Here is a 21982-nt window from a genome sequence, read left to right on the forward strand (position 1 = left end):
GAGGACATGCCCGGGAAATCCCGGGCATGGATGCTTCAGCGCCTTCGTCAGGTTTGCAGCTGTGGCGTTCCAGGGCAAGACCGATGGAAGCCTTAGCTGCGGGAGGCTGCGGCTTGAACCGCCCTGCGAGCCATGACGCCGACCAGATGTGCCCGATAGGCGGCATCCGCATGGATATCACTGTTCATCGCATCGGTTGACACGGAAATGCCATCGAGCGCTTCCGGCGTGAAGCTGAGGTTCAGGGCCGCTTCCATCTCCGGTACGCGGAACACGCCATTGGAGCCTGCTCCGGTCACCGCCACGCGCACGCCGTCCGCATGCCTGGCGACGAACACGCCGACAAGGGCGTAGCGCGAGGCGGGGTTCCGGAATTTCGCATAGGCGGCTTGCTTGGGAGTTTGAAAGGCGACCCGCGTAATGAGCTCTCCCTCATCCAGAGCCGTGCTGAAGATGCCTTGAAAGAAATCGTCCGCTGCGATTTTCCGCCTGTCGGTGACGATCGTCGCATTCAAGGCGAGGCAGGCAGCCGGGTAATCCGCAGACGGGTCGTTGTTGGCGATCGAGCCCCCGATGGTGCCGCGATTGCGCACATGAGGATCGCCGATGAGCTCCGCCATTTCTGCCAGTGCCGGAATGGAAGAGCGTATGTCGCCCGAGTTTGCGACCTCCGCATGCTTCATCATGGCGCCGATGGTGACGGTACTGCCGGAGCGCTCGATCCCGCGAAGCTCTGCAATCTGGCCGAGATCGACCAGATTGGCAGGGGCTGCGAGCCGCAGCTTCATTGTGGGCAGCAAGGTATGCCCCCCGGCAAGAAACTTGCTGTCCTCGAACTGGGAGGCGAGATCGGCAGCTTGCTTGACGCTTGCCGGGCGATGGTATTCGAAAGCGTACATCCCTGTCCCTCCTTATTCCGCCGCCATGGGCATGCGCGCTTTCTGCGCCGCGCGCCAGATCGCCTGTGGCGTTGCCGGCATGGCGATGTCCTCATGGCCCAACGCATCCGTGATCGCGTTGATGACGGCGGGCGGGGCGGCGATGGCTCCCGCTTCGCCGCAGCCCTTGATTCCGAGCGGGTTCGAGGGACAGGGCGTCACCGTCATGCCGACTTGGAACGACGGCAGGTCGATCGCGCGCGGCATGCAGTAATCGTTGAAGCTGGCCGTCACGAGCTGGCCGTTCTGGTCGTAGACGGCGCCTTCGAGAAGCGCTTGCCCGACGCCCTGCGCGATGCCGCCATGAACCTGGCCTTCGACGATCATCGGATTGATGATCACCCCGAAATCGTCTACGGCCGTCCACCGCTCGATCTTGGCTACGCCGGTTTCGGGATCGATTTCGACCTCGCAGATATGGACCCCGGCCGGGAAGGTGAAGTTGGTGGGGTCGTAGAACGCCCCCTCCTTCAGCCCGGGCTCCAGTTCCTGTCCGGAGAACTTGTGGGCGATGTAAGCCTGCAGGGCGACCTCGCCGAAGGCCAGCGAGCGATCCGTCCCGGCGATGCCGAAACGCCCGTCCTTGAACTCGACATCGCCTTCGGAGGCTTCGAGAACGTGGGCGGCGACCTTCTTGCCCTTGGCGATCACCTTGTCGAGAGCCTTGGCGATGGCCGACATGCCCACGGCTCCCGAGCGCGATCCATAGGTGCCCATGCCGAACTGCACCTTGTCGGTGTCGCCGTGGACGATGCTGACCTGATCGATGGGAATGCCGAGCCGGTCCGAGACGAGCTGCGCGAAGGTCGTCTCGTGGCCCTGGCCATGGCTGTGCGAACCCGTGAGCACCTCGACGGAGCCGGTCGGGTTGACCCGCACCTCGGCGGATTCCCAAAGGCCCACGCCTGCGCCGAGGGACCCGACGGCCTGAGATGGCGCGATGCCGCAGGCTTCGATGTAGCTCGAGAAGCCGATGCCCCGCAGCTTTCCGCGGCGGGCGCTGTCCTGCTTTCTCGCCTGGAAGTTCCTGTAGTCGGCGAGTTCCAGCGCCTTGTCGAGGGAGGCGGCATAATCGCCCGTGTCGTAGGTCATGATGACGGGTGTCGCATGCGGGAACTGCGTGATGTAGTTCTTCCTGCGGAACTCCGCCGGGTCCTGGCCGAGCTCGCGCGCCGTCTTCTCGACAAGCCGCTCGATCACAAAAGTGGCCTCGGGCCGCCCTGCACCGCGATAGGCATCGACGGGCGCGGTGTTGGTATAGACGCCGTCCACCTCGCAATAGATCGCCGGGATATCGTATTGCCCCGAAAGGAGCGGGGCGTAGAGATAGGTCGGCACGGATGAGGAGAAGGTGGAAAGATAGGCGCCGAGATTGGCGATGGTGTGCACCTTCAGGCCGATGATTTTTCCGTTCTCGTCGGTCGCCATTTCCGCATGAGTGACGTGGTCGCGCCCATGCGCATCGGACAGGAAGGCTTCCGAGCGGTCCGACGTCCATTTCACGGGCCGCTTGACCTTCTTCGCGGCCCAGACGCAAACCGTCTCCTCGGCATAGATGAAGATCTTGGAACCGAAGCCGCCACCCACGTCGGGGGCGATGACGCGCAGCTTGTGCTCGGGCGCGACACCGATGAAGGCCGACAGAACGAGGCGCGCCACATGGGGATTCTGGCTCGTCGTGTAGAGCGTGTAGTTGTCGGTTCCGGGATCATACTCGCCCAAAGCCGCGCGGGGTTCGATCGGGTTCGGCACCAGACGGTTGTTGATCAGGTCGATCTTCGTCACGTGCTTCGCGCGGGCGAAGGCGGCATCCGTTTCGTCCTTGTTGCCGAGATGCCAGTTGAACACTGTGTTGTCCGGCGAGACGTCGTGCACCTGAACCGAGGCTTTTGTGGCCTGGGCCGTATCCACGACCGCCGGGAGCACGTCGTAATCGACCGCGATGGCTTCCGCCGCATCCTTGGCCTGTGCGAGAGTTTCCGCGATCACGACCGCGACGTGATCGCCCACATAACGCACCTTGCCCTGGGCGAGAGCCGGATGCGGCCCGGCCTTCATGGGCGTGCCGTCCTTGGAATGGATCATCCAGCCGCAGATGAGGCCCCCGATCCTGTCTGCCGCGAGATCGTCTCCCGTGAAAACGGCGAGAACGCCCGGCATGGCCTTGGCCTGACTGACATCGATGGACCGTATGGCCGCATGAGCGTGCGGCGAGCGGAGGAAGTATGCGTAAGCCTGGCCAGGCCGGTTGAAATCGTCGACATAGCGTCCCTGCCCGGTGACGAAACGCTGATCTTCCTTCCGGCGTACCGGCGCGCCGATCCCTGTTGCGCTCATGATCTTCTCCCTTGTCTTCGTTGGCCTCACCGTGGAGAGACGCAGGAACCTCGAAGAGGGCTTTGGAGAAGGCCCCTGTTCCGAGGCTCGCCTGCAGCTTGCACCTGTTCGGGAGGCGCGTCGTGCCTTGGACGAGCGTATCGGCCTGCCTTACTCTGCCGCCTGCGGCAGAGGTGTCTGGCCCATGGCCTGGGCTCCGGCTGCAACGGCCTTGACGATGTTGTGATAACCCGTGCAACGGCACAGGTTGCCTTCCAGCTCGGCGCGAATGGTTTCCTCGTCGAGGGAGTGCCCTTTACGGTTCACGATATCGACGGCTGACATGATCATGCCCGGCGTGCAGTAGCCGCATTGCAGGCCATGGTGTTCACGGAAGGCGGCCTGCATCGGGTGGAGGTCGCCGCCTTGGGAAAGGCCTTCGATGGTGGTGACGGTGCCGGCATCGGCCTGAACCGCGAGGACCGTGCAGGATTTCACGGCTTGCCCGTTCAGATGAACGACGCAGGCGCCGCACTGGCTGGTGTCGCAGCCCACATGGGTTCCGGTAAGCCTCAGATTGTCGCGCAGGAACTGAACGAGCAGGGTACGGGGATCGACGTCTGCGGTGACGGATTGACCGTTCACCGTCAGGGAGACGGTGGTCATGCGTGCTATCCTCCTCAAATGCCGGCAACCAGGCCAACCTTCAGGTGGTCTCAGGCACCGGCAGGTATTCTTATTGGACGGTCGCATGAATGCGGCCGGTCGACGGCAAGTGTGAACCGCCCCGACTGAGCGGTCAAGTATCGGAGAACCGGCAGGAATATCTCCGGGTTTCTGCTATGCGGCGGTCTCCGCGGGGGAGAGAATCTTGGCGAAATTCGCAAAGAACTCGTCCGCGTATTTCTTGGCTACGCCGTTGATCAGCCGGCCACCGAGCTGGGCAATCTTTCCGCCCACATTGGCTTCGACATCGTAGACCAGCTTGGTGCCGCCCTCGATCTCCTCCAGGCGAACCTTCGCTCCCCCCTTGGCCCAGCCGGCGATCCCGCCCTGTCCTTCGCCGCTGATGGTGTAGCCGTTGGGCGGGTCGAGATCGGCAAGGGTCACGCCGCCTTTGAAGGTCGCCTTGACGGGGCCGACGGAGACCTTGGCCGTGGCCTGGAATTCCGTGTCGCCGATCTTGTTCAGTTCCTGGCAGCCGGGAATGGACGCCTTCAGAACCTCCGGATCGTTGAGGGCTGCCCATACCGTCGCCCGGTCGGCGGGAAGCGTGACTTCACCCTGCATCGTCATCGCCATGTTTCGCTCTCCTCGTATCTGCGAGCCTTCAGGACAGAGTATGAGCAAATCGGGCAATGCGTCACCTGCCAAGCGTTGTTGCGTCGCACTCCGGATTTGGTGCGGCGCGGGATCATCGGAGGCGGTTCAGGGGGGGCTTCTCGCATTCCGGTTGCGGTCCGAGGGGCGGTGATGGCAGTATCCGCATGGAATGCACATTCGGCGGGACGTCTCATGCTGTCGACCGATACGGATATCCTGCAAGCCGCGGAAGCCTGGCGGCGCGAGGGCAGGGGCGTTGCGGTCGCGACCGTAATCGAGACCTGGGGTTCGGCGCCTCGCCCTGTCGGAAGCCATCTGGTCATCGACCAGGACACGAATTTCTTGGGATCCGTTTCCGGCGGCTGTGTCGAAGGCGCCGTCATCACGGAGGCTCTCGACGTCATTGCCGATGGCAACCCGCGTGTCCTCGAGTTCGGTGTCGCCGACGAGACCGCGTGGCAGGTCGGTCTGTCCTGCGGCGGCCGGATCAGGATCTATGTGGAGCGTGTGGATTAGCATGGTTGCCTCCTGCATGTCCCTTTCGCGTCTCCGCGTCCGGATGGAAAGCGAGAGCGCCCTATGCGCCTGAGCCTCCTGGCCGATCTCAATGCGCAGAGAGCCGCCCGGCGGGCGGCCGTGCTGGTGACCGACACCGCTTCGGGCGAGCAGCGCCTCGTTCTGGACGACGAGGTGGACAGCGATCCTCTGGCCTTGGAACTGCAGGAGCGCCTGCGCCAGGGCAAGAGCGCCCTCGTCGAACAGGATGGCCGCCAGTTCTTCCTGGCCGTGCAGACCCCGCCGGTTCGGCTTGTGATCGTTGGAGCCGTGCATATCAGCCAGGCATTGGCTCCCATGGCCAAGGGGGTGGATCTCGACGTCACGATCATCGATCCGCGCACGGCCTTCGCGACCCCTGAACGCTTCCCGGATGTACCGGTGCTGGCCGAATGGCCCGACACCGTCCTGCCGGAGATCAAGATTGATCGGTACACGGCTGTCGCAACGCTCACGCACGATCCCAAGATCGACGATCCCGCTCTGGCTGCGGCCTTGCGGTCGCCATGCTTCTATATCGGTGCGCTCGGCTCGCGCAAAACCCATGAGCGCCGGATCCAACGCCTGACCGCTGCCGGTTTTTCCGAACAGGACATCGCCCGTATCCATGCGCCGATCGGGCTCGACATCGGAGCCGTCTCTCCGGCGGAGATCGCCGTTTCCATTCTGGCCGAAATCGTCTCGGCCCTGCGCAAGGAGCGGAGGCGCTCGGCGTGAAGTTCGGTGCCGTTCCGGTCGATGAGGCCATCGGAGCCTTGGCTGCTCACAGTGTGCGGGCCGGAGAGATGGTCGTTAAAAAAGGAACGCTCGTCTCGCCGGATATCGCGCGTCAACTGAAGAAAGCCGGTGTCGAGACGATCATCTCGGCACGGCTGGAGCCCGGTGACATGGGCGAGGATGAGGCCGCCGCACGCCTTGCTCAGGCGCTCGCGGGTGAAAACGTGAGGGTGGAAGCGCCCTTTACAGGTCGGTCCAACCTTTATGCGAAGACCTCGGGCGTGCTCGTCGTCGATGCCGATGCGATTGACGGCTTCAACGCCATCGACGAAGCCATGACGACCGCCACCTTGCTGGCTTACAAACCCGTCGTCGCAGGAGAAATGGTCGGTACCGTGAAGATCATTCCCTACGCCATCCCGGAGGCTCTCGTGCAAAAGGGCCTATCGAGAATTGGCAGGGATGCTTTGCGCGTCGCTCCCTATGGCCGCCGCTCGGTCGGCGTCATCTCGACGATGCTTCCTGGGCTCAAGCCGGGGGTGGTCGATAAGACCGTTGCAGTGCTCGCCAAGCGACTCCAGCCCGCGAATGCAAGCATCGTATGGGAGCGCCGCGTGCCTCATGACACGGCAGCCTTGGCGCAGGAGCTTGCTGCGCGGGCGTCGAGCGATGCGCAGCTCATCATTGTTTTCGGCGCGTCGGCCATCGCCGATCGTCGCGACGTCATTCCTTCCGCCATTGAAAGCGCTGGGGGAAGGGTCGAGCATTTCGGCATGCCGGTCGATCCGGGCAACCTGCTTCTTCTCGGCTCCATCGCAGGCAAGCCTGTTATCGGTGCTCCGGGCTGCGCCCGGTCGCCAAGGGAGAACGGTTTCGATTGGATCCTGCATCGTCTTCTGGCCGATCTGCCTGTTACGCGCGCCGATATCATGTCCCTCGGGGTCGGCGGACTTCTCATGGAGATCGTGTCACGGCCGCAACCACGTGGAGGCGGCGAGAGCGAGGATGAGGAATGAGCGATGTCGCAGCCATTCTTCTCGCCGCCGGACGCGGCACGCGGTTCGGTGAAGAGCCGAAGCTGCTGACCCCGCTGAGCGGCAAGGCTCTGGTGCGACATGCCGCAGAAGCTGCCGTCGGTTCATCCGTCGATCCGGTCATCGTGGTGACTGGGCATCGATCCGGCGAAGTCGCGGCCGCGCTGCAAGGCCTCCCTGTCGAGATGATTCATAACGCTCGGTTCGCGCAAGGGATGTCGACATCGCTGAAGGCCGGGTTCGCCGCTCTTCCGGCTACGACGCGCGCTGCCGTCATCCTCCTCGGGGACATGCCGTTCGTGACGGCCGGTCTCATCGACGCTCTCGTCGCCGGCTGGCGGGAAAAGGGAGAGCCGCCGGCGCTCGTCCCTACCTTCAAAGGGCAGCGCGGCAATCCTGTCATCATCGCGCGCGAACTCCAGGCCGTGATCGAAGGACTGTCCGGAGATGCCGGTGCGGGTCCGATTCTCCGTGGAAGGCCGGACGTCCTGGAATGGCCGACGACGGATTCCGCAATCGTTCAGGATATCGATACGCGGGACGAGCTGAGCAAGCATCAGCAGTCCTCGTGAACGCGAACCGGCCGGAAACAGCACTCGCCGGGTTGCGATCCGGCGGGGATCCGTCAGGAGGAACGGACCGGGGCTCCTCCTGCCGACTGGACGGACAGCGTGCCCGCTTCGATGCCGGCGGCCAGGCTTCGCTCGAGATCTGCGGCCTGGAGCCACGCGTGCAGAAAGCCTGCATTGAACGCGTCGCCTGCTCCTGTCGTATCCACAACAGTGACGGGGAGCGCTTCTGCCGAGACGCAGGACGAGCCGCGCGACGCCATGGCGCCGGACGGGCCGCGCTTCAGGACGACGAGAGGAAAGTGCTCCTGCAGCCTCTGCAGGATGTCTTCCGGCCTATCCGCGCCGGTCAGGGCTTTGCCTTCCTCCACATTGGGGAGGAAGATATCGACGCCGCGGCAAAGCGCGAAGAAGTCCGCGCCTTGGTGGATCAGCTGATCGTCCCAGCTCGGATCGAGCGAAACCGTCAGCCCTCGGCTCTTGGCCAGAGCGATCGCATCCGGGCTGTCCTTGAGGGTGGCAAATTCCGCGATGTGCAGATGAGCGATGTCATCGGCCGAGAGAGCCCGCTCGAGGGTGAGGGGCCGCGATCCGCCTGCGCGGCGTGAAACGAAAGCGCGTTCGCCATCCTTTACGAGGGCGACCGTCGGCTGCGGCCCGGCGTCGTCCGATCGCTCCACGAAGGAAAGATCGATACCGCTGGCTCCAAGTTCGGGGTCCAGGCTGCGCGACAGGGGGTCATTGCCCAGACGCGTGAGGAGAGCCGAAGACCGGCCGAGCGCGGCAAGATGGGCCGCCGTGATATAGGCACCGCCGCCCGCCGTGATCGTCACGTCGTCCGCAAATCGCTCCCGGCCGAGCTGCGGCATGTGCTGCAGTCCCGTGAAGATGATGTCGCAATATGTCCGGCCAAGGCACAGGACCTTGTTCCGGCCGATAGGCGTTTCTGTCATCGGATGGCCAGTGCCTTCTCGGTCGACTTGTCGAAGCAATAGAGCCTATCGAGTGGCGCATGGAGCGTCAGATGCTCGCCGACCTTCGGGATCTGCCGTCCGGGCGCAGAGCCGATGATGGTCTGTCCTGCATTCTCGATATGGACGAGCGTCTCGGAACCCAGGGTCTCAACGACCACGACATTTCCGGACACGGTCAGGCCCGGCGTATCCGGCGACGAGGGCACGAGGTCCTGCGGGCGTGCTCCGATAAGAACGTCCGCGCGCGGGGCCGAGGGAGGCGAAACACGGATAAGACCGCCGGTCGACAGCTCGGCTCCGCCCTCTTTGAGAGTGGCCGGCAACAGGTTCATGGTCGGGCTTCCGATGAAGCGCGCCGTGAAGACGTCGACAGGCTTTTCGTAAAGCTCCAGGGGGGTGCCGACCTGGAGGATGTGGCCGTCGCGCATCACCACGATCCTGTCGGCCATGGTCATGGCTTCCACCTGATCGTGCGTCACGAAGACCGAGGTGGTGCCGAGGCGATGATGGAGACGCTTGATCTCGATGCGCATCTGAGTGCGCAGCTGGGCATCGAGGTTGGAGAGGGGTTCGTCGAACAGGAACGCGGCGGGATCGCGGACCATGGCGCGTCCGATGGCGACGCGCTGGCGCTGGCCGCCCGACAGGGCCGAGGGGCGGCGCTCCAGGAGATGCGATAGGCCGAGCGTCTCGGCGGCCTGTTCGACGCGCTGGCGCTTCTCGCTCTTCGAGAGCGTGGAGCGGTAGAGGCCGAAAGCGATGTTCTCGGCCACCGTCATGTGGGGATAGATGGCGTAGTTCTGGAACACCATGGCGATGTTCCGGTCCTTCGGCTGCAGGTCGTTGACGACGCGGTTGGCGATGCGGATCTCGCCGCCGCTGATCTCCTCAAGCCCTGCGATCATACGCAGGGTCGTCGACTTGCCGCATCCCGATGGGCCGACCAGAACGACGAACTCGCCATCCTGGATCGACAGATCGATTCCGTGGACCACGGTCGTTTGTCCATAGCGCTTGACGAGGCGATCGAGTTCGATGGTCGCCATTAACGTGCTCCGAGAAGTGCGGTGAAACGGGTCTTGAGATCCTGCAGGGCGGCATCGGTGCGGCGCTGCGTCTCCTGCATGCGGCTGCGGATGCCGGAAATTTCCTGGTTGTATCCCGCGATCGCCCTGGACAGTGTGGCCGGGGCCGGCCCACCGAAGCGGTCGCGAACGGCGACGAAGGTTTCCGGCGAGACGATATCCGCGAAGAGAGCCTTGTCGATAGCCGTTTTGCGCTTCGTGCAGCGCTCGAAAGCCTCCTGGAAGGCCTCGTAGCCGTCGGCGGCGATATCGCCGCCGATTGCGACCACGGCGCGAGAAACCTCGGCTGCGATCTCATGCGCTTCGCGGAAGGACAGGCCTTCGCGGCGCACCAGGCTGTCCGCGAGCTCGGTGACTGTGATGCAGCTGCGGCGGATATTCTGGCGAACCCTGTCGGGATTGATCCTCAGGGCGGGGACGAGGGCCGCAAGCAGGTCGAGGACACGCCCGCCGCTCTCGAAGGCGCCATAGCCGAATCCCTGGCTTTCGCCCTCGCTGTCGTTCATGTCGGTGAACGGCGTGTTGTGCATGATCGTGAGCATGGCCTGCGCGCGCCCGACGGTTTGCGAAGCCAGATGCCGCATATGCTCGATGGGAACGGGATTGCGCTTCTGCGGCATGATCGAGCTGATCTGCACGAACGCGTTCGGAACATAGATCTGGCCGACCTCGAAGCTCGTCCAGAATTGCAGGTCCTGAATGAAGCGGCCGAGATGCAGGAAGATCAGCTCGATCGCAGAATAGGTCGAGGTGATGTAGTCGATGGATGCGATGCAGCCATAGGAATTCTGCAAGGGGCGGCTGAAGCCGAGGAGGCGGGCCATCATCTCCCGGTCGATGGGAAATCCGCTCGTGGTGATGGCAGCAGCACCCATCGGGCAGCGGTCGACGATGTCGCGGGCCGATTCAAGACGGGCGATATCGCGCAGCAGGGTTTCCAGAACGGCACAGAGATAATGGCCGAAGACGGTGGGCTGCGCCGGCTGTCCATGGGTGTAGGCGACGATGAGGGTGTTGCTCTCCCGCTCCGCGACGGAAGCCAGGGTCTCGGCGAGCCGCGTCAGGCGCTCCAGGAGCGGATCGATCCGGTGCTTGAGGCCGAGCTTGAACAGGGTGTGGTCGATGTCGTTTCGGGAGCGCGCCGTGTGCAGGCGACCGGCCAGATCGGGACCCAGGCGGGTGCGCAACTGCTTCTCGATGAGGAAGAAGAAATCCTCGACTTCGCCGGTATAGGTGAGCGTGCTGACGTCGATCTCGCGGTCGATGGCCTCGAGAGCCTGTGCGATGGGTCGCGCCTGCTCGATGGTCAGAATGCCGGTCTCGTGGAGCATCACGAGATGGGCTCGGTCGATCAGCCGGAACCCGTCCACATGATGGTCCTTCGCGCCATCGAAGAGCGGGCGCAGGACGGTCTCCTTGTAGACCGGGTCCGGGAAGACGGAGGTATCGTTGAAAGGGCCTGCGGTCATCGGCTTCAGCCTTTAAGTCCGGCCAGCATCACGCCTCGGACGATGTAGCGTTGGAGGAACAGGAAGATGATGAGGGTCGGCAGGGTTGCGATGCTCGCGCCCGTCATGATCTTCTCCCATTGGATCGACTGCTCCACCGCGAAGCTGGAGAGGCCGACAGGCAGGGTGTAGAGCTCTGCGCTCGTGGTCACGATGAGGGGCCAGAAGAACGCTGTCCAGTTGCCGAGGAACGTGAAGATCGCTAGCGCCGACAGGGCCGGGGTCACGAGTGGCATGGCGATCTTCCACCAGATGGTGAACTCGTTCAGGCCGTCGATCCTGGCGGCTTCCAGGAAGTCGTCCGGCACGCTTTCGAAGAATTGCTTCATCAGGAAGGTTCCGAAAGCCGTCATCATGCCGGGGAACATGATGCCCCAGTAGCTGTCCAGCCACCCGAACTGGCTGGCCATCAGGTACCACGGCAGAACCAGCATCTCCGTGGGGATCATCAGAGTCGACAAGATCGCGATGAAGACGATGTAGCGTCCCCGAAACCGGAACTTCGCCAGTGTGTAGCCGACGAGGCTGTCGAAGAAGACGTTCGAGATCGTCACGATTACCGCGACGATGACCGAGTTGACGAACCATCGCGTGAAACGTCCGTCCCCCAGGATCTCGATATAGTTGTCGAGCGTCGGCGCTTGCGGGATCACGCGCAGATCGTAGACCTGGGAGGCGTCCTTGAGGGATGTCGACAGCATGAAGAGGAGAGGCGTCACCATGATGACGCCTCCGATGAACAGGAACGTCCAGGCGACGATCCGTCCGGGCTTGATCCGCGACATGGGAAGGCCAGGGGAGGTTGCGGCAGCACTCATCAGCGGTCTCTCATGAGGCGCAGTTGAACGAGGGAGATGACGAGCAGGATCATGAACAGGACGACCGTCTGCGCGGCGGCATATCCCATCTCATAGGAGCTGAAAGCCGTCTGATAGATCATCAGGACGAGAGGCTTCGTCGAATTCAGGGGGCCGCCGGGATCGTTCGAGTTGATGTTGTAGACCTGATCGAAGATTCGCAGGAACCCGATCGACGAGAACACGACCAGGAAGACCAGCGTCGGCTTGAGCAGCGGAATGGTGATCTTTCGTAGGATCGCACCTTCCGAAAGTCCGTCGATGCGTGCGGCCTCGTAATAGGTGACGGGGATCGCCCGCAGGCCCGCGAGGAAGATGATGATCTGGAAACCGAGGCCTGCCCAGACTGCCGGCGCCAGCACGGCCGGAAGCGCCTGCGAAGTCGAGCGCAGGAAGGGTTGCTGCGGGATGCCGAGACCGGCGAGAATGTCGTTGATCACGCCGATGGGAACCGGCTGGTAGAACCAGCGCCACACCCATGCCATCGCGGCTGCCGTCGTCAGAAACGGCAGGAAGTACAGCGCGCGGATGAACGAGTGCATGAAACGCACCCGGTCGAGGTAATAAGCGACGACGAAGGAGATCAGCAGGCTGATCGGGGTGCCGAGGATCAGATACATGAAGGTGTTGCGGAACACCTCCCAGAACAGGGGATCCGCAAACAGCCTCTTGTAGTTCTCCAGCCCGACGTAGGAGGCGGGCCGGGTAATCGTCCAGTCGGTGACCGACAGGTAGAAGGCCTGGAAGGTCGGCCAGAAGCGGATCACCGCATAAAAGACAAGCGGAACCGCGAGGAAGCCCCACGCCCATATGACCTGTTTCTGGCCGAGGCTCATCCTTGACCAGAGGCCGCCGGTGGCGGCCTCTCGATGTGCGACAGCGGACATCGGTTCAATCCTCGCGGATGCAGCTTAGCGCTTGGCGCGGTCGATGATGGCCTGTTCGGCTTCGGCGGCCTTGGCGAGCGAGGTCTTGGGATCCTCGCCGCCGATCAGGATGCGGTTGACCATGTCGATAGCGCCCTGACGCTGCGCGGCCTCGTCCTTGAACAGGGTCGTGTGGGCGTATTCCAGTCCCTTGAGGAACGGGCCGTAGACGGGATGAGCGATATTCTCAGGCGTCAGAGCCGCAGTGCGCCGCGCCGGCAGCTCGCCCACGACCTCCAGCCAGATCTTCATGGCTTCCGGAGAGGAGATGTAGGCCAGGAATTTCTCTGCGGCGGCCAGCTTCTCGCCTTCGGCTTTCGTGGTGATCGCGTTGGCGAAGTAGCTGGCATAGTTGCTGCGCACGCCCTGGGCATTCGCAGGAAGCTCGGTCACGCCCCATTCGAAGCCCTTGATCGTGTTGAACGAGCCGAGGCGGAAGGTGCCGTCGATGGTCATGGCGGCAAGGCCGGCGCGGAAGGCGGCCTGTCCTTCGTCCATGAAGCCGGCCTGACCGACCTTATGCTTCTTCTGAAGGTCCGTGTAGAAGGTCAGCGCCTTCAGGCCCGCCTCATCGTTATAGGCGACTTTCGTGTCGTTGTCCGTGTAGGGCACGCCACCGAACTGGCGGACCAGCACTTCGCGCCACCATTGATGATCCTGCCCGCCCATGTCGAGCGTGATGCCGGCGGAGACGATGTTGCCGCTGCCGTCGCGCTTGGTGGTCTTCTCGGCTGCGGCGACGAGCTCGTCAAGGGTCTTGGGGGGATTGTTGGGATCGAGGCCCGCCTCCTTGAACACCTTCTTGTTATAGAAGAGCGCAAGGGAGCGAACGGCCGTCGGCAGGCCGTAATAGTCGTTCCCGCGCTTCATTGCGGAAACGATCGGGAAGAAGTCACGCTCGATATCGGCTGCCGGGAACGCTTCGGCGCGCAGGGGGCGAATCATCTTGCCGGCGATGAAATTGTCGGTCCAGCCGTAGAACAGCTGCACAACGTCCGGTCCCTGGCCTGCCAGAATAGCGGCGGCCACCTTGGTCTGATAGTCCGCGTAAGGGAAAGTGGTCTGCTTGACCTTGATGTCCGGGTTGGCCTCCTGGAACTTGGTGATGAGCTGGTTCATCGCCTTGACCCGGGTGTCGAAGACATACTGCCAGTATTCGATCTCGACGGCCTTGGCGCCGGATGCGGCAAGGGTGGCGAAGCCTAAAGCGACGCTCGCAAGCAGATGACGAAAACGCATATCCCTCTCCATTATGCTGGGCGCGAAGCCCCTACTTCTTCTCTGGTGCGGCCTTCGCAAGGACCGTCCGGCCTCAAGGCTCGTCGAGAGTCATCAACCTGTCAATAAGATAATTCACTTGAGTTATTCTTTTGTCCGCGCCATCGTAACATTGCGGAGTGTCGGAGATGCCGAGAAAATCCAAAGCCGGGGCGCAATCGACCATCGGAAGCAATCCGGAGCGCAACCGCTCCCATAACCGTCGCGTGGTGCTGGACGTCGTGCGGCAGCTCGGCCCCGTCGGGCGGATGGAAATCTCGCGCCATGCCCATCTGAGCACCCAGGCCGTCTCGAACATCGTCGAGGAACTCGTGGAGGACGGCCTGCTCATCAAGGCGGGGCGGCTGCGGGCCGGCCGCGGCTTGCCGCCGATTCAGTTCGCCGTGAACCCGAACGGCGGCATGACGGCGGGAATCGAGATCGCGGCGGACCATGTCTCGACACTCCTCGTGGATATCGGCGGCCGCGTCCGTGCCCAGCGGACCCTGCCGATCCAGCGGAACGATCCTGGAGCCGTGCTTCCGGTCATCAGGGCTGAGATCGAGTTGGCTCAGGCCCAGTTGAAGCCGCCGGTGCCGCAGCTTCTCGGCGTGGGCGTGGTGATGCCCGGGCCCTTCAACGTCGAGGGCATGACCTCGGTCGGTCCGACGACGCTTTCGGGATGGCTGGATTTCGACGCGGTTGCCGGCATCGGGAGGATTCTGGATGCTCCCATCACGCTCGAGAACGATGCCACCGCCGCCGCCGTCGGGGAGCGCCTCCACGGTGCGGCCAAGGACCTGAAGAATTTTTGCCTGATCTTCTTTGGGCAGGGGCTGGGTCTGGGAATCATGATCGACGGCCGTCCCTATCGGGGTGCCAATGGCAACGCGGGCGAGATCGGCCATGTGCTGGTGGAGAAGGGCGGGCGGCGGTGCTCGTGCGGGCAGCATGGTTGCCTCGAAGCCTATGCCTCTATCCATGCCTTGACGGAAAGGCTGGCCGCGGCCGGTATCCACGGGGTCGACTACCCGGGCTTGGAGCAGCTTCACCGTGACAGGCATCCCGTCGTCGAGGCCTGGATCAAGGAGGCGGCCGCGTACCTCGCGCCTCAGATCGCCATGCTCGAAAACCTCTTCGATCCCGAAGCGATCGTGATCGGCGGCGCTCTTCCGCCAGGACTTCTGGAGAATCTCACCCAAGCCATGCAGCCGTTGCCCTTGTCCGTTGCACGCCGCAGGAACCGAAGCGAAGCGCGGCTCATTCACGGGCGCACCGGCCGGCTCACGGCTGCTCTCGGAGCTGCGGCCCTGCCGCTTCTCGACGCGATGACGCCCCGGCTCGACACCGCTCAGGCTGCCCAACGCGAACAACCGAACGAGGAGATCACCTTTGCTGGATGACCACAGCCGTCTCGCCCGCGCCGTTCATCAACCGGCTCTCGTCCGTCTCCATCGCGCCCTGAGCAGGCTGCGATCCGTCCTCACGGTGATGAATACGGGGGCGCATCCGGACGACGAAATCAATGGCATGTTGGCGGCCCTCCGCTTTTCGCATGGAATGCGCATCGTGGTGGCTTGCTCCACGCGAGGTGAGGGCGGCCAGAATGCGCTCGGCCCGGAGCGGGGAGCGGCTCTCGGCGTGCTCAGAACCGCCGAAATGGAAGAGGCCGCGCGCCGCATCGACGCCGATGTGGCGTGGCTCGGGCACGGGCCGGACGACCCGGTGCATGATTTCGGCTTCTCGAAGAACGGGGACGATACGCTCCGCCGCTGGGGAGAAGAGCGCATCGTCGAGCGGCTCGTGCGCGCCTATCGGCAATACCGTCCGGACATCGTCATTCCCACCTTCCTCGACGTGCCGGGGCAGCACGGTCATCACCGCGCCATGACCCGCGCCGCCGAGACCGCATGGACGCTCGCCGCCGATCCTTTCGCCTTTCCGGAGCACGCTCGAGAGGGGCTCCGGCCCTGGCAGGTGTCGAAACTCTATCTCCCGGCCTGGTCGGGTGCGGGCTATGCCTATGACGACGAGGTGCCCCCGCCGCCCGCGACGTTGAGCGTCGCGATGGCCGGAGGCGACGAGGTGACCGGCCTGGCTTTCCGTCAGCTCGGCGAATGGTCGCGCGCGGCGCATGCGTCCCAGGGCATGGGCGTGTGGCGCGACAAGCGCATCGATCAGTGGAGCCTCCACCTGAAGCTGCTGGCCGGCGGCCAGGCCGGGATCGAGAACGACATTCGCGATCGGCTCCCCGCCAGCGTGGCCGCGCTCGCAGCCGAGCCGGGACTTGAGAAGGCGGATGCCGCCGCTCTGCGGGAAGCGCAGGAGCATATCTATGCAGCCATCGGAGCCTTTCCCGACCGTGTGAGGATCAGCGCGGCGCTCGTTCGCGCGGCGCAGTTGATCGAAGAGGTGAGGAAAGGTCTGGGGCAGGAGATCCTCGACCGGATGGGACATCGTCTCGACCGCAAGCTGCGGGAGATCGATGCGGCCATCTTCGAGGCCAATGCAAGCACCTTCCGTGCCGCTTTCAGCGGCGCGTGCCATCCGGGCGCGCAGGCGTCACTGGATGTCCACGTCACGGCGCCCGGCCTTTCCGACGTGACGGTTACCCCAAGGCTTCCAGCCGGGATCGGAGCCGTCGAGACGGTGAAGGAGCCGGGGCATGTTCGTTTTGCGCTGACAATCCCGGCCTCGGCATCGCACTCCGGCAATTATCCGGAATTCTTCGATTCCATGGGCAATAACGGAGAGGCCGGCATTCGCGTTTCGGGCCGGGTCGGCGGCCGCGAGGTCTGTGTCGATCTCGACCCCGAGGAGCCTCTGAAGATCGCTCCGCCACATTCGCTGACGCTCGATCCCGCCGTCGCCCTCGTCCGGAGCGGAGAGAAACCCGCCGGCCTTCGGGTGCAGGTCGCGGGGGGCGATCCGGCGGAGTGGCAGGTGCCGGAAGGCTGGAACGTCCGAAAGGATGGGGCGGACTGGATCGTCGAGCCGCCGCAACGGATGGATGCCGGTGTTGCAACGCTCGTCCCCCTTCTGGACGGCAGGCCTGCGAGCCGGGTTGAGGTCATCGCTTATCCTCACATTCGACCGGCAACCTTTATCGCGCCTGCGGAACTCAAGGTCCTGTCCCTCGATGTCTTCCTTCCGAGCAGGGCGCGCATCGGCTATATCGGGGCCGGAAGTGATAATGTCGGCATCCACATGCGCCGCCTCGGCCTCGATGTCACGGATCTCGGGGAGGCCGATCTGAAGGCGGGGGCTCTGTCTGAATTCACCACCCTCGTCGTCGGAATTTTCGCCTTCGGATTGCGGCGCGATCTTCAGGCCGCGACGGAGCGCCTGCATCGCTTCGTCGAGGAGGGCGGGCATCTGGTGACACTCTATCACCGGCCCACCGACGGTTGGGATCCTGACCGCACGCCTCCCCGCCGCCTCGTCATCGGATCGCCCTCGCTTCGCTGGCGCGTGACGGATCCGTCGGCGCCGGTCACGGTTCTGCAGCCGGACAGCCCCTTGCTGACCTACCCGAACCGCATCGGAGAGGCGGACTGGCAGGGCTGGGACAAGGAGCGGGGACTCTACTTCGCATCGGACTACGATGCCGCCTACGACGAGCTGCTCGCCCTGAACGATCCGGGAGAGAAGCCTCTCAAGGGCTCCCTCGTTTCGGCGCGGATCGGGCGCGGGCGTCATACCCATCTCGCGCTCGTGCTGCATCATCAGCTGGACAAGCTCGTTCCTGGAGCCTTCCGCCTCCTGGCGAACCTGGTCCAGCCGGCCTGAGAGGACATGCCGGACGCTCCTCATATCAGCCCGGCGCAACCCCCCGTTCCGCTCTGGACCAGCGTGGGATGGCTGCTGCTCGACATGGCGCTGGTCACGATCATGCAGGCCATCGTCAGGGCCGAAGGACAGGTCTATCCGGCCATCCAGCTCGTCTTCCTACGCTCGCTCATCGGATTCCTCTCAGTGACGCCGCTGGTGTGGCGTCACCGCAGTAAGTTGACGGACCTTTCCAACATTCGCGGCCACCTCGCCCGCGTCGCGTTCAACTCCGCGGCGCTGACGCTCAACTTCGCGGCTTTCGCGGCGCTTCCGCTCGCATCGGTGACGGCCATCGGCTTCACCCGGCCGCTCGTGCTGCTGGCGATGGCGACGATTCTGCTCGGGGAAAGAATCAGCCGAATCCGCTATGCCTTCACGGTACTCGGCTTCCTCGGGATCGTCATGATGATTCGGCCCGATGCGATTCCGTGGAACATGGGAATCCTGGCAGCTTTCGGGTCCGTCTTCTTCGGGGCGCTGGCGGTGGTGCAGACGAGGCGTCTCGCCGGCGAGGACACAGTGGTGCTGATGCTGTTCTACACGGTCGGGCTGACCGTTCTGACAGCCGTTCCCGCGGCCATCGCCTGGGTTCCGATCCCCTGGTCCGAGGCGCCGAACATCATCCTCGTCGGCGTTCTTGCCCAGCTGGGGCAATATTGCTGGCTCCAGGCTTATCAGAAACAGGAGGCACGCCTTCTGGCTCCCATCGGCTATCTGTCGATCGTTTTCTCGGGCACCGCAGGCTGGCTTTTCTTCGGGGAGGTGCCGTCGCTCGGCCTGTGCATCGGCGCCGCCATCGTCGTCATGACAACGATCCTCGCGACGCCGGCCGAACGGTGGTTCAAAAGCCGGTGATGGAGCCCGGGCGCAAGCTCGGGTCTGCAGCGCGCCTGGTCGGCAATTGCCAATAATCGGGTTGTTTGACACTGGAAATGATCGAAACTACTCTATTTTAAAGAGATAAGTTGCTGCAGTGCAAAACCAGAGGGAGGGTTACCATGAATGTGGAACTCTCACGACGCGGCTTTCTCAAAGCTGCCGGCGTGGGTGTTGCAGGGACCACTATTGGAGCCTTCGGGTTCGCAGAACTTGAGGCGGCGCACGCCGCGGCGATCAGGCCCTTCAAGCTGGCGAACACGATGGAGACGCGCAATACCTGCCCGTACTGCTCCGTCGCCTGCGGCATCATCATGTATTCGAAGGGCGACCTTCGGAAGGGCGAAACGGCCGAGATCCTCCACATCGAAGGCGACGCGGACCATCCGACCAACCGCGGAACGCTGTGTCCGAAAGGTGCGGCGCTCAAGGATTTCGTGAAGGCCGAAACTCGGCTGAAATATCCCATGATCCGCAAGCCCGGATCGGACAAGTTCGAGCGGGTCTCGTGGGATCAGGCGCTCGATCGCATCGCCCGGTTGATGAAGGACGATCGCGACGCCAACTTCATTGCCGCGAACGCGGCGGGCGTTCCGGTCAACCGGTGGACGACGGTCGGCTTCCTCGCCGCCTCGGCGACCACGAACGAGACCGCCTATTTGACCTACAAGGTCGTTCGCAGCACAGGAATCGTCGCATTCGATAATCAGGCGCGCGTTTGACACGGCCCCACGGTGTCCAGTCTGGGCCCAACTTTCGGTCGTGGCGCGATGACCAACTCTTGGACGGATATCCGTAACACGGATCTCGTCATCATCATGGGCGGCAATGCCGCCGAGGCGCATCCGTGCGGTTTCAAGTGGGTGACCGAGGCGAAGGCCAATCGCGGCGCCAAGCTCATCGTCGTCGATCCGCGCTATACGCGCTCGGCATCGGTATCCGATTTCTATGCGCCCATCCGGCAGGGGACCGATATCGCGTTCCTGCTCGGCGTGATCAATTACTGCATCCAGAACGACAAGGTGCAGTGGCAGTATGTGAAGGCGTTCACCAACGCGGCCTATGTCGTCAAGGACGGCTTCGCCTACAAGGACGGCCTGTTCACGGGCTATGACGAAAACAAGCGCGATTACGACCGCTCGACCTGGGAATACGAGATCGGTCCGGACGGATTCGCGGTCGTCGACGAAACGCTTCAGAATCCGCGTTGCGTCTGGAACCTGCTCAAGGCTCACGTGGCGGCCTATACGCCAGAGATGGTCGAGCGCATCTGCGGCACGCCGAAGGACAAGTTCCTGAAGGTTGCGCAGATGATCGCGGAGTGCTCCTCGCCGACGAAGACCATGACGTCCATGTATGCGCTGGGGTGGACGCAGCATTCCAAGGGATCGCAGAATATCCGCTCCATGGCGATGCTGCAGCTCATCCTCGGCAATATCGGCGTGCGCGGCGGCGGCATGAATGCCCTGCGCGGGCATTCGAACATCCAGGGATTGACCGACGTCGGCCTGATGTCGAATCTCCTGCCTGGATACCTGAACATTCCGGTCGAACGGGAAACGGATCTCGCGACCTACATGTCGAGCCGGGCGTTCAAGCCGCTGCGGCCGAACCAGACCAGCTACTGGCAGAACTACAAGAAGTTCTTCGTGAGCTTCCAGAAAGCCATGTGGGGCGGGGCGGCGACGGCGGAAAACGACTTCGCCTACAATTTCCTGCCCAAGCTCGACGTGCCGGCCTACGATGTGCTGCGCACCTTCGAGATGATGCATCAGGGAAAGGTGAACGGCTATTTCTGCCAGGGCTTCAACCCGCTTCTGGCCTTCCCGAACCGCCAGAAGATCACGGAATCCCTGTCCAAGCTGAAATGGCTCGTGACCATGGATCCCCTCGAGACGGAAACGTCCCGGTTCTGGGAGAACCATGGCGAGTACAACAATGTGAACTCCGCCTCGATCCAGACGGAGGTAATCCAGCTTCCTTCCACCTGTTTCGCTGAAGATGACGGATCGCTCACCAATTCCGGACGCTGGCTGCAATGGCACTGGGCAGGCGGGACGCCTCCCGGCGAGGCGAAGCACGATACCTGGATCATGGCGCAGATCCATCGCCGCCTGCGCGCGCTTTATGAGAAAGAGGGCGGGGCCTTCCCCGATCCGATTCTGAACCTCACCTGGAACTACAAGGATCCCGGTGAGCCGTCTCCGGAGGAGCTGGCGAAGGAGATCAACGGCTATGCGGTCGAGACCCTCTATGATCCTGCCGACCCCACGAAGGTCGTGCTGGAGAAGGGCAAGCAGGTCGTCAACTTCTCCGTCCTGCGCGATGACGGCACCACGGCCTGCGGCTGCTGGATCTATTCCGGCTGCTTCAACGAGGCCGGCAACAACATGGCGCGCCGGGACAATTCCGATCCGGACGACACGGGCGCCTATCTCAACTGGACCTTCGCGTGGCCGCTCAACAGGCGCATCCTCTACAACCGCGCCTCGGCGGACCTGCAGGGCAATCCGTGGGATCCGACGCGCAAGCTCATCGCCTGGGATGGGACGAAGTGGTCCGGCTATGACGTTCCGGACATCGCGCCCAATGCAAAGCCCGATGTGGTCGGCCCCTTCATCATGAACCAGGAGGGCGTGTCGCGCCTCTTCGCCCGGGGGCTCATGCGGGACGGACCGTTCCCGGTTCATTACGAACCGTTCGAGGCCCCCATCGCCAACGTCATCGCGCCGAAGATCCGGGGCAACCCGGTGGCGCGCATCTTCCAGAGCGATGTGCCGCAATTCGCGACTTCCGAGGAGTTCCCCTATGCGGCGACCTCCTACCGGCTGACCGAGCATTTCCATTACTGGACCAAGCACAACCGCGTGAATGCGACGCTTCAGCCGGAATTCTTCGTGGAGATCTCCGAACAGCTCGCGGCGGAGAAAGGAATCGCGCACGGCTCCTGGGTGCGGGTGTGGTCCAAACGCGGCGAGGTGAAGGCCAAGGCCGTGGTGACGAAGCGCATCAAGCCTCTCATCTGTGACGGCAAGCCCGTCCACGTGGTGGGCATTCCGCTCCACTGGGGCTTCACGGGCCAGGCCCGGAAGGGCTGGGGGCCGAACTCCCTCACGCCCTTCGTCGGAGACGCCAATATCGAGACGCCCGAATACAAGGCGTTCCTGGTCAATATCGAGCCCACGACGGCTCCGGCGACGGTTTGAGGAGAAGTGG

At 63.4% G+C, this 21982-nt stretch carries 18 protein-coding genes; 8 read left to right on the forward strand and 10 right to left on the reverse strand.

Annotated elements, in window-relative coordinates:
* Positions 1-92: 92 nt before the first annotated feature.
* The 4 genes from L879_RS0108755 to L879_RS0108770 all read right to left on the reverse strand — a co-directional run bounded on the left by L879_RS0108755 (position 93) and on the right by L879_RS0108770 (position 4556).
* The gene (locus L879_RS0108755) at positions 93-899 is read right to left on the reverse strand and encodes an FAD binding domain-containing protein (protein WP_027315771.1); all 807 of its coding nucleotides are present in this window, start codon (positions 897-899) and stop codon (positions 93-95) included.
* A gap of 12 nt (positions 900-911) precedes the next feature.
* Entirely contained in the window at positions 912-3275 is a 2364-nt protein-coding gene (locus tag L879_RS0108760; RefSeq protein ID WP_027315772.1) for a xanthine dehydrogenase family protein molybdopterin-binding subunit, read from the reverse strand.
* Between the two features lie 150 nt (positions 3276-3425).
* A complete protein-coding gene (locus tag L879_RS0108765; RefSeq protein WP_027315773.1) occupies positions 3426-3920 on the reverse strand; it encodes a (2Fe-2S)-binding protein in 495 nt (164 codons plus the stop codon).
* Positions 3921-4094: 174 nt separating this feature from the next.
* Positions 4095-4556 carry an SRPBCC family protein gene (locus tag L879_RS0108770; protein ID WP_027315774.1) on the reverse strand — a complete coding sequence of 154 codons (462 nt, stop codon included), beginning with the start codon at positions 4554-4556 and terminating at the stop codon, positions 4095-4097.
* A gap of 213 nt (positions 4557-4769) precedes the next feature.
* Here L879_RS0108770 and L879_RS0108775 point away from each other — a divergent pair, with 213 nt between their 5' ends.
* The 4 genes from L879_RS0108775 to L879_RS23965 all read left to right on the forward strand — a co-directional run bounded on the left by L879_RS0108775 (position 4770) and on the right by L879_RS23965 (position 7455).
* On the forward strand, positions 4770-5093 hold the full coding sequence (locus L879_RS0108775) for an XdhC family protein (protein ID WP_027315775.1): 324 nt from the start codon (positions 4770-4772) through the stop codon (positions 5091-5093).
* A gap of 63 nt (positions 5094-5156) precedes the next feature.
* Positions 5157-5849, forward strand: a complete 693-nt coding sequence (locus L879_RS0108780; RefSeq protein ID WP_027315776.1) for an XdhC family protein — start codon at positions 5157-5159, stop codon at positions 5847-5849.
* Positions 5846-6865, forward strand: a complete 1020-nt coding sequence (locus L879_RS23960) for a molybdopterin-binding protein (protein WP_027315777.1) — start codon at positions 5846-5848, stop codon at positions 6863-6865. The genes L879_RS0108780 and L879_RS23960 overlap by 4 nt, the downstream gene beginning before the upstream one ends.
* A complete protein-coding gene (locus tag L879_RS23965; RefSeq protein ID WP_027315778.1) occupies positions 6862-7455 on the forward strand; it encodes a nucleotidyltransferase family protein in 594 nt (197 codons plus the stop codon). The genes L879_RS23960 and L879_RS23965 overlap by 4 nt, the downstream gene beginning before the upstream one ends.
* Before the next feature lie 53 nt (positions 7456-7508).
* Here L879_RS23965 and L879_RS0108795 read toward each other — a convergent pair whose 3' ends face one another.
* From L879_RS0108795 to L879_RS0108820, 6 genes are read right to left on the reverse strand one after another with little or no spacing between them, the layout of a single operon-like run.
* Positions 7509-8405 (reverse strand): carbohydrate kinase family protein, encoded by an 897-nt coding sequence (locus L879_RS0108795; protein ID WP_027315779.1) that lies wholly within the window; start codon positions 8403-8405, stop codon positions 7509-7511.
* Positions 8402-9472, reverse strand: a complete 1071-nt coding sequence (locus L879_RS0108800) for an ABC transporter ATP-binding protein (RefSeq protein ID WP_027315780.1) — start codon at positions 9470-9472, stop codon at positions 8402-8404. The genes L879_RS0108795 and L879_RS0108800 overlap by 4 nt, the downstream gene beginning before the upstream one ends.
* The gene (gene argH, locus L879_RS0108805; protein WP_027315781.1) at positions 9472-10980 is read right to left on the reverse strand and encodes an argininosuccinate lyase; all 1509 of its coding nucleotides are present in this window, start codon (positions 10978-10980) and stop codon (positions 9472-9474) included. Before argH ends, L879_RS0108800 begins: the two co-directional genes overlap by 1 nt.
* Before the next feature lie 5 nt (positions 10981-10985).
* Positions 10986-11837, reverse strand: coding sequence for a carbohydrate ABC transporter permease (locus tag L879_RS0108810; protein ID WP_027315782.1), 852 nt, complete (start codon positions 11835-11837; stop codon positions 10986-10988).
* Positions 11837-12763 (reverse strand): carbohydrate ABC transporter permease, encoded by a 927-nt coding sequence (locus L879_RS0108815; protein ID WP_027315783.1) that lies wholly within the window; start codon positions 12761-12763, stop codon positions 11837-11839. Before L879_RS0108815 ends, L879_RS0108810 begins: the two co-directional genes overlap by 1 nt.
* A gap of 24 nt (positions 12764-12787) precedes the next feature.
* Entirely contained in the window at positions 12788-14053 is a 1266-nt protein-coding gene (locus L879_RS0108820) for a sugar ABC transporter substrate-binding protein (RefSeq protein WP_438268098.1), read from the reverse strand.
* Positions 14054-14208: 155 nt separating this feature from the next.
* Here L879_RS0108820 and L879_RS21035 point away from each other — a divergent pair, with 155 nt between their 5' ends.
* From L879_RS21035 to fdnG, 4 genes are all read left to right on the forward strand, one after another.
* Positions 14209-15462, forward strand: a complete 1254-nt coding sequence (locus tag L879_RS21035) for an ROK family transcriptional regulator (protein WP_035459128.1) — start codon at positions 14209-14211, stop codon at positions 15460-15462.
* The gene (locus L879_RS0108830; protein ID WP_027315785.1) at positions 15452-17848 is read left to right on the forward strand and encodes a PIG-L family deacetylase; all 2397 of its coding nucleotides are present in this window, start codon (positions 15452-15454) and stop codon (positions 17846-17848) included. The genes L879_RS21035 and L879_RS0108830 overlap by 11 nt, the downstream gene beginning before the upstream one ends.
* A gap of 6 nt (positions 17849-17854) precedes the next feature.
* Entirely contained in the window at positions 17855-18745 is an 891-nt protein-coding gene (locus L879_RS0108835; protein WP_035459131.1) for a DMT family transporter, read from the forward strand.
* 143 nt (positions 18746-18888) lie between these two features.
* Positions 18889-21972: a formate dehydrogenase-N subunit alpha gene (fdnG, locus tag L879_RS0108845; protein ID WP_154664150.1), complete on the forward strand. Its 3084-nt coding sequence runs from the start codon at positions 18889-18891 to the stop codon at positions 21970-21972.
* Positions 21973-21982: the final 10 nt, after the last annotated feature.

This window comes from Microvirga flocculans ATCC BAA-817 (assembly GCF_000518665.1).
In the GTDB taxonomy this organism is placed as follows: Bacteria; Pseudomonadota; Alphaproteobacteria; order Rhizobiales; family Beijerinckiaceae; genus Microvirga; species Microvirga flocculans.

What these genes read in the sequence shown, in the direction of transcription:
- L879_RS0108755 (WP_027315771.1), bottom strand. Translation starts at nt 899, where the DNA reads ATGTACGCTTTCGAATACCATCGCCCGGCAAGCGTCAAGCAAGCTGCC.
- L879_RS0108760 (WP_027315772.1), bottom strand. Translation starts at nt 3,275, where the DNA reads ATGAGCGCAACAGGGATCGGCGCGCCGGTACGCCGGAAGGAAGATCAG.
- L879_RS0108765 (WP_027315773.1), bottom strand. Translation starts at nt 3,920, where the DNA reads ATGACCACCGTCTCCCTGACGGTGAACGGTCAATCCGTCACCGCAGAC.
- L879_RS0108770 (WP_027315774.1), bottom strand. Translation starts at nt 4,556, where the DNA reads ATGGCGATGACGATGCAGGGTGAAGTCACGCTTCCCGCCGACCGGGCG.
- L879_RS0108775 (WP_027315775.1), top strand. Translation starts at nt 4,770, where the DNA reads ATGCTGTCGACCGATACGGATATCCTGCAAGCCGCGGAAGCCTGGCGG.
- L879_RS0108780 (WP_027315776.1), top strand. Translation starts at nt 5,157, where the DNA reads ATGCGCCTGAGCCTCCTGGCCGATCTCAATGCGCAGAGAGCCGCCCGG.
- L879_RS23965 (WP_027315778.1), top strand. Translation starts at nt 6,862, where the DNA reads ATGAGCGATGTCGCAGCCATTCTTCTCGCCGCCGGACGCGGCACGCGG.
- L879_RS0108795 (WP_027315779.1), bottom strand. Translation starts at nt 8,405, where the DNA reads ATGACAGAAACGCCTATCGGCCGGAACAAGGTCCTGTGCCTTGGCCGG.
- L879_RS0108800 (WP_027315780.1), bottom strand. Translation starts at nt 9,472, where the DNA reads ATGGCGACCATCGAACTCGATCGCCTCGTCAAGCGCTATGGACAAACG.
- argH (WP_027315781.1), bottom strand. Translation starts at nt 10,980, where the DNA reads ATGACCGCAGGCCCTTTCAACGATACCTCCGTCTTCCCGGACCCGGTC.
- L879_RS0108810 (WP_027315782.1), bottom strand. Translation starts at nt 11,837, where the DNA reads ATGAGTGCTGCCGCAACCTCCCCTGGCCTTCCCATGTCGCGGATCAAG.
- L879_RS0108815 (WP_027315783.1), bottom strand. Translation starts at nt 12,763, where the DNA reads ATGTCCGCTGTCGCACATCGAGAGGCCGCCACCGGCGGCCTCTGGTCA.
- L879_RS0108820 (WP_438268098.1), bottom strand. Translation starts at nt 14,053, where the DNA reads ATGGAGAGGGATATGCGTTTTCGTCATCTGCTTGCGAGCGTCGCTTTA.
- L879_RS21035 (WP_035459128.1), top strand. Translation starts at nt 14,209, where the DNA reads ATGCCGAGAAAATCCAAAGCCGGGGCGCAATCGACCATCGGAAGCAAT.
- L879_RS0108835 (WP_035459131.1), top strand. Translation starts at nt 17,855, where the DNA reads ATGCCGGACGCTCCTCATATCAGCCCGGCGCAACCCCCCGTTCCGCTC.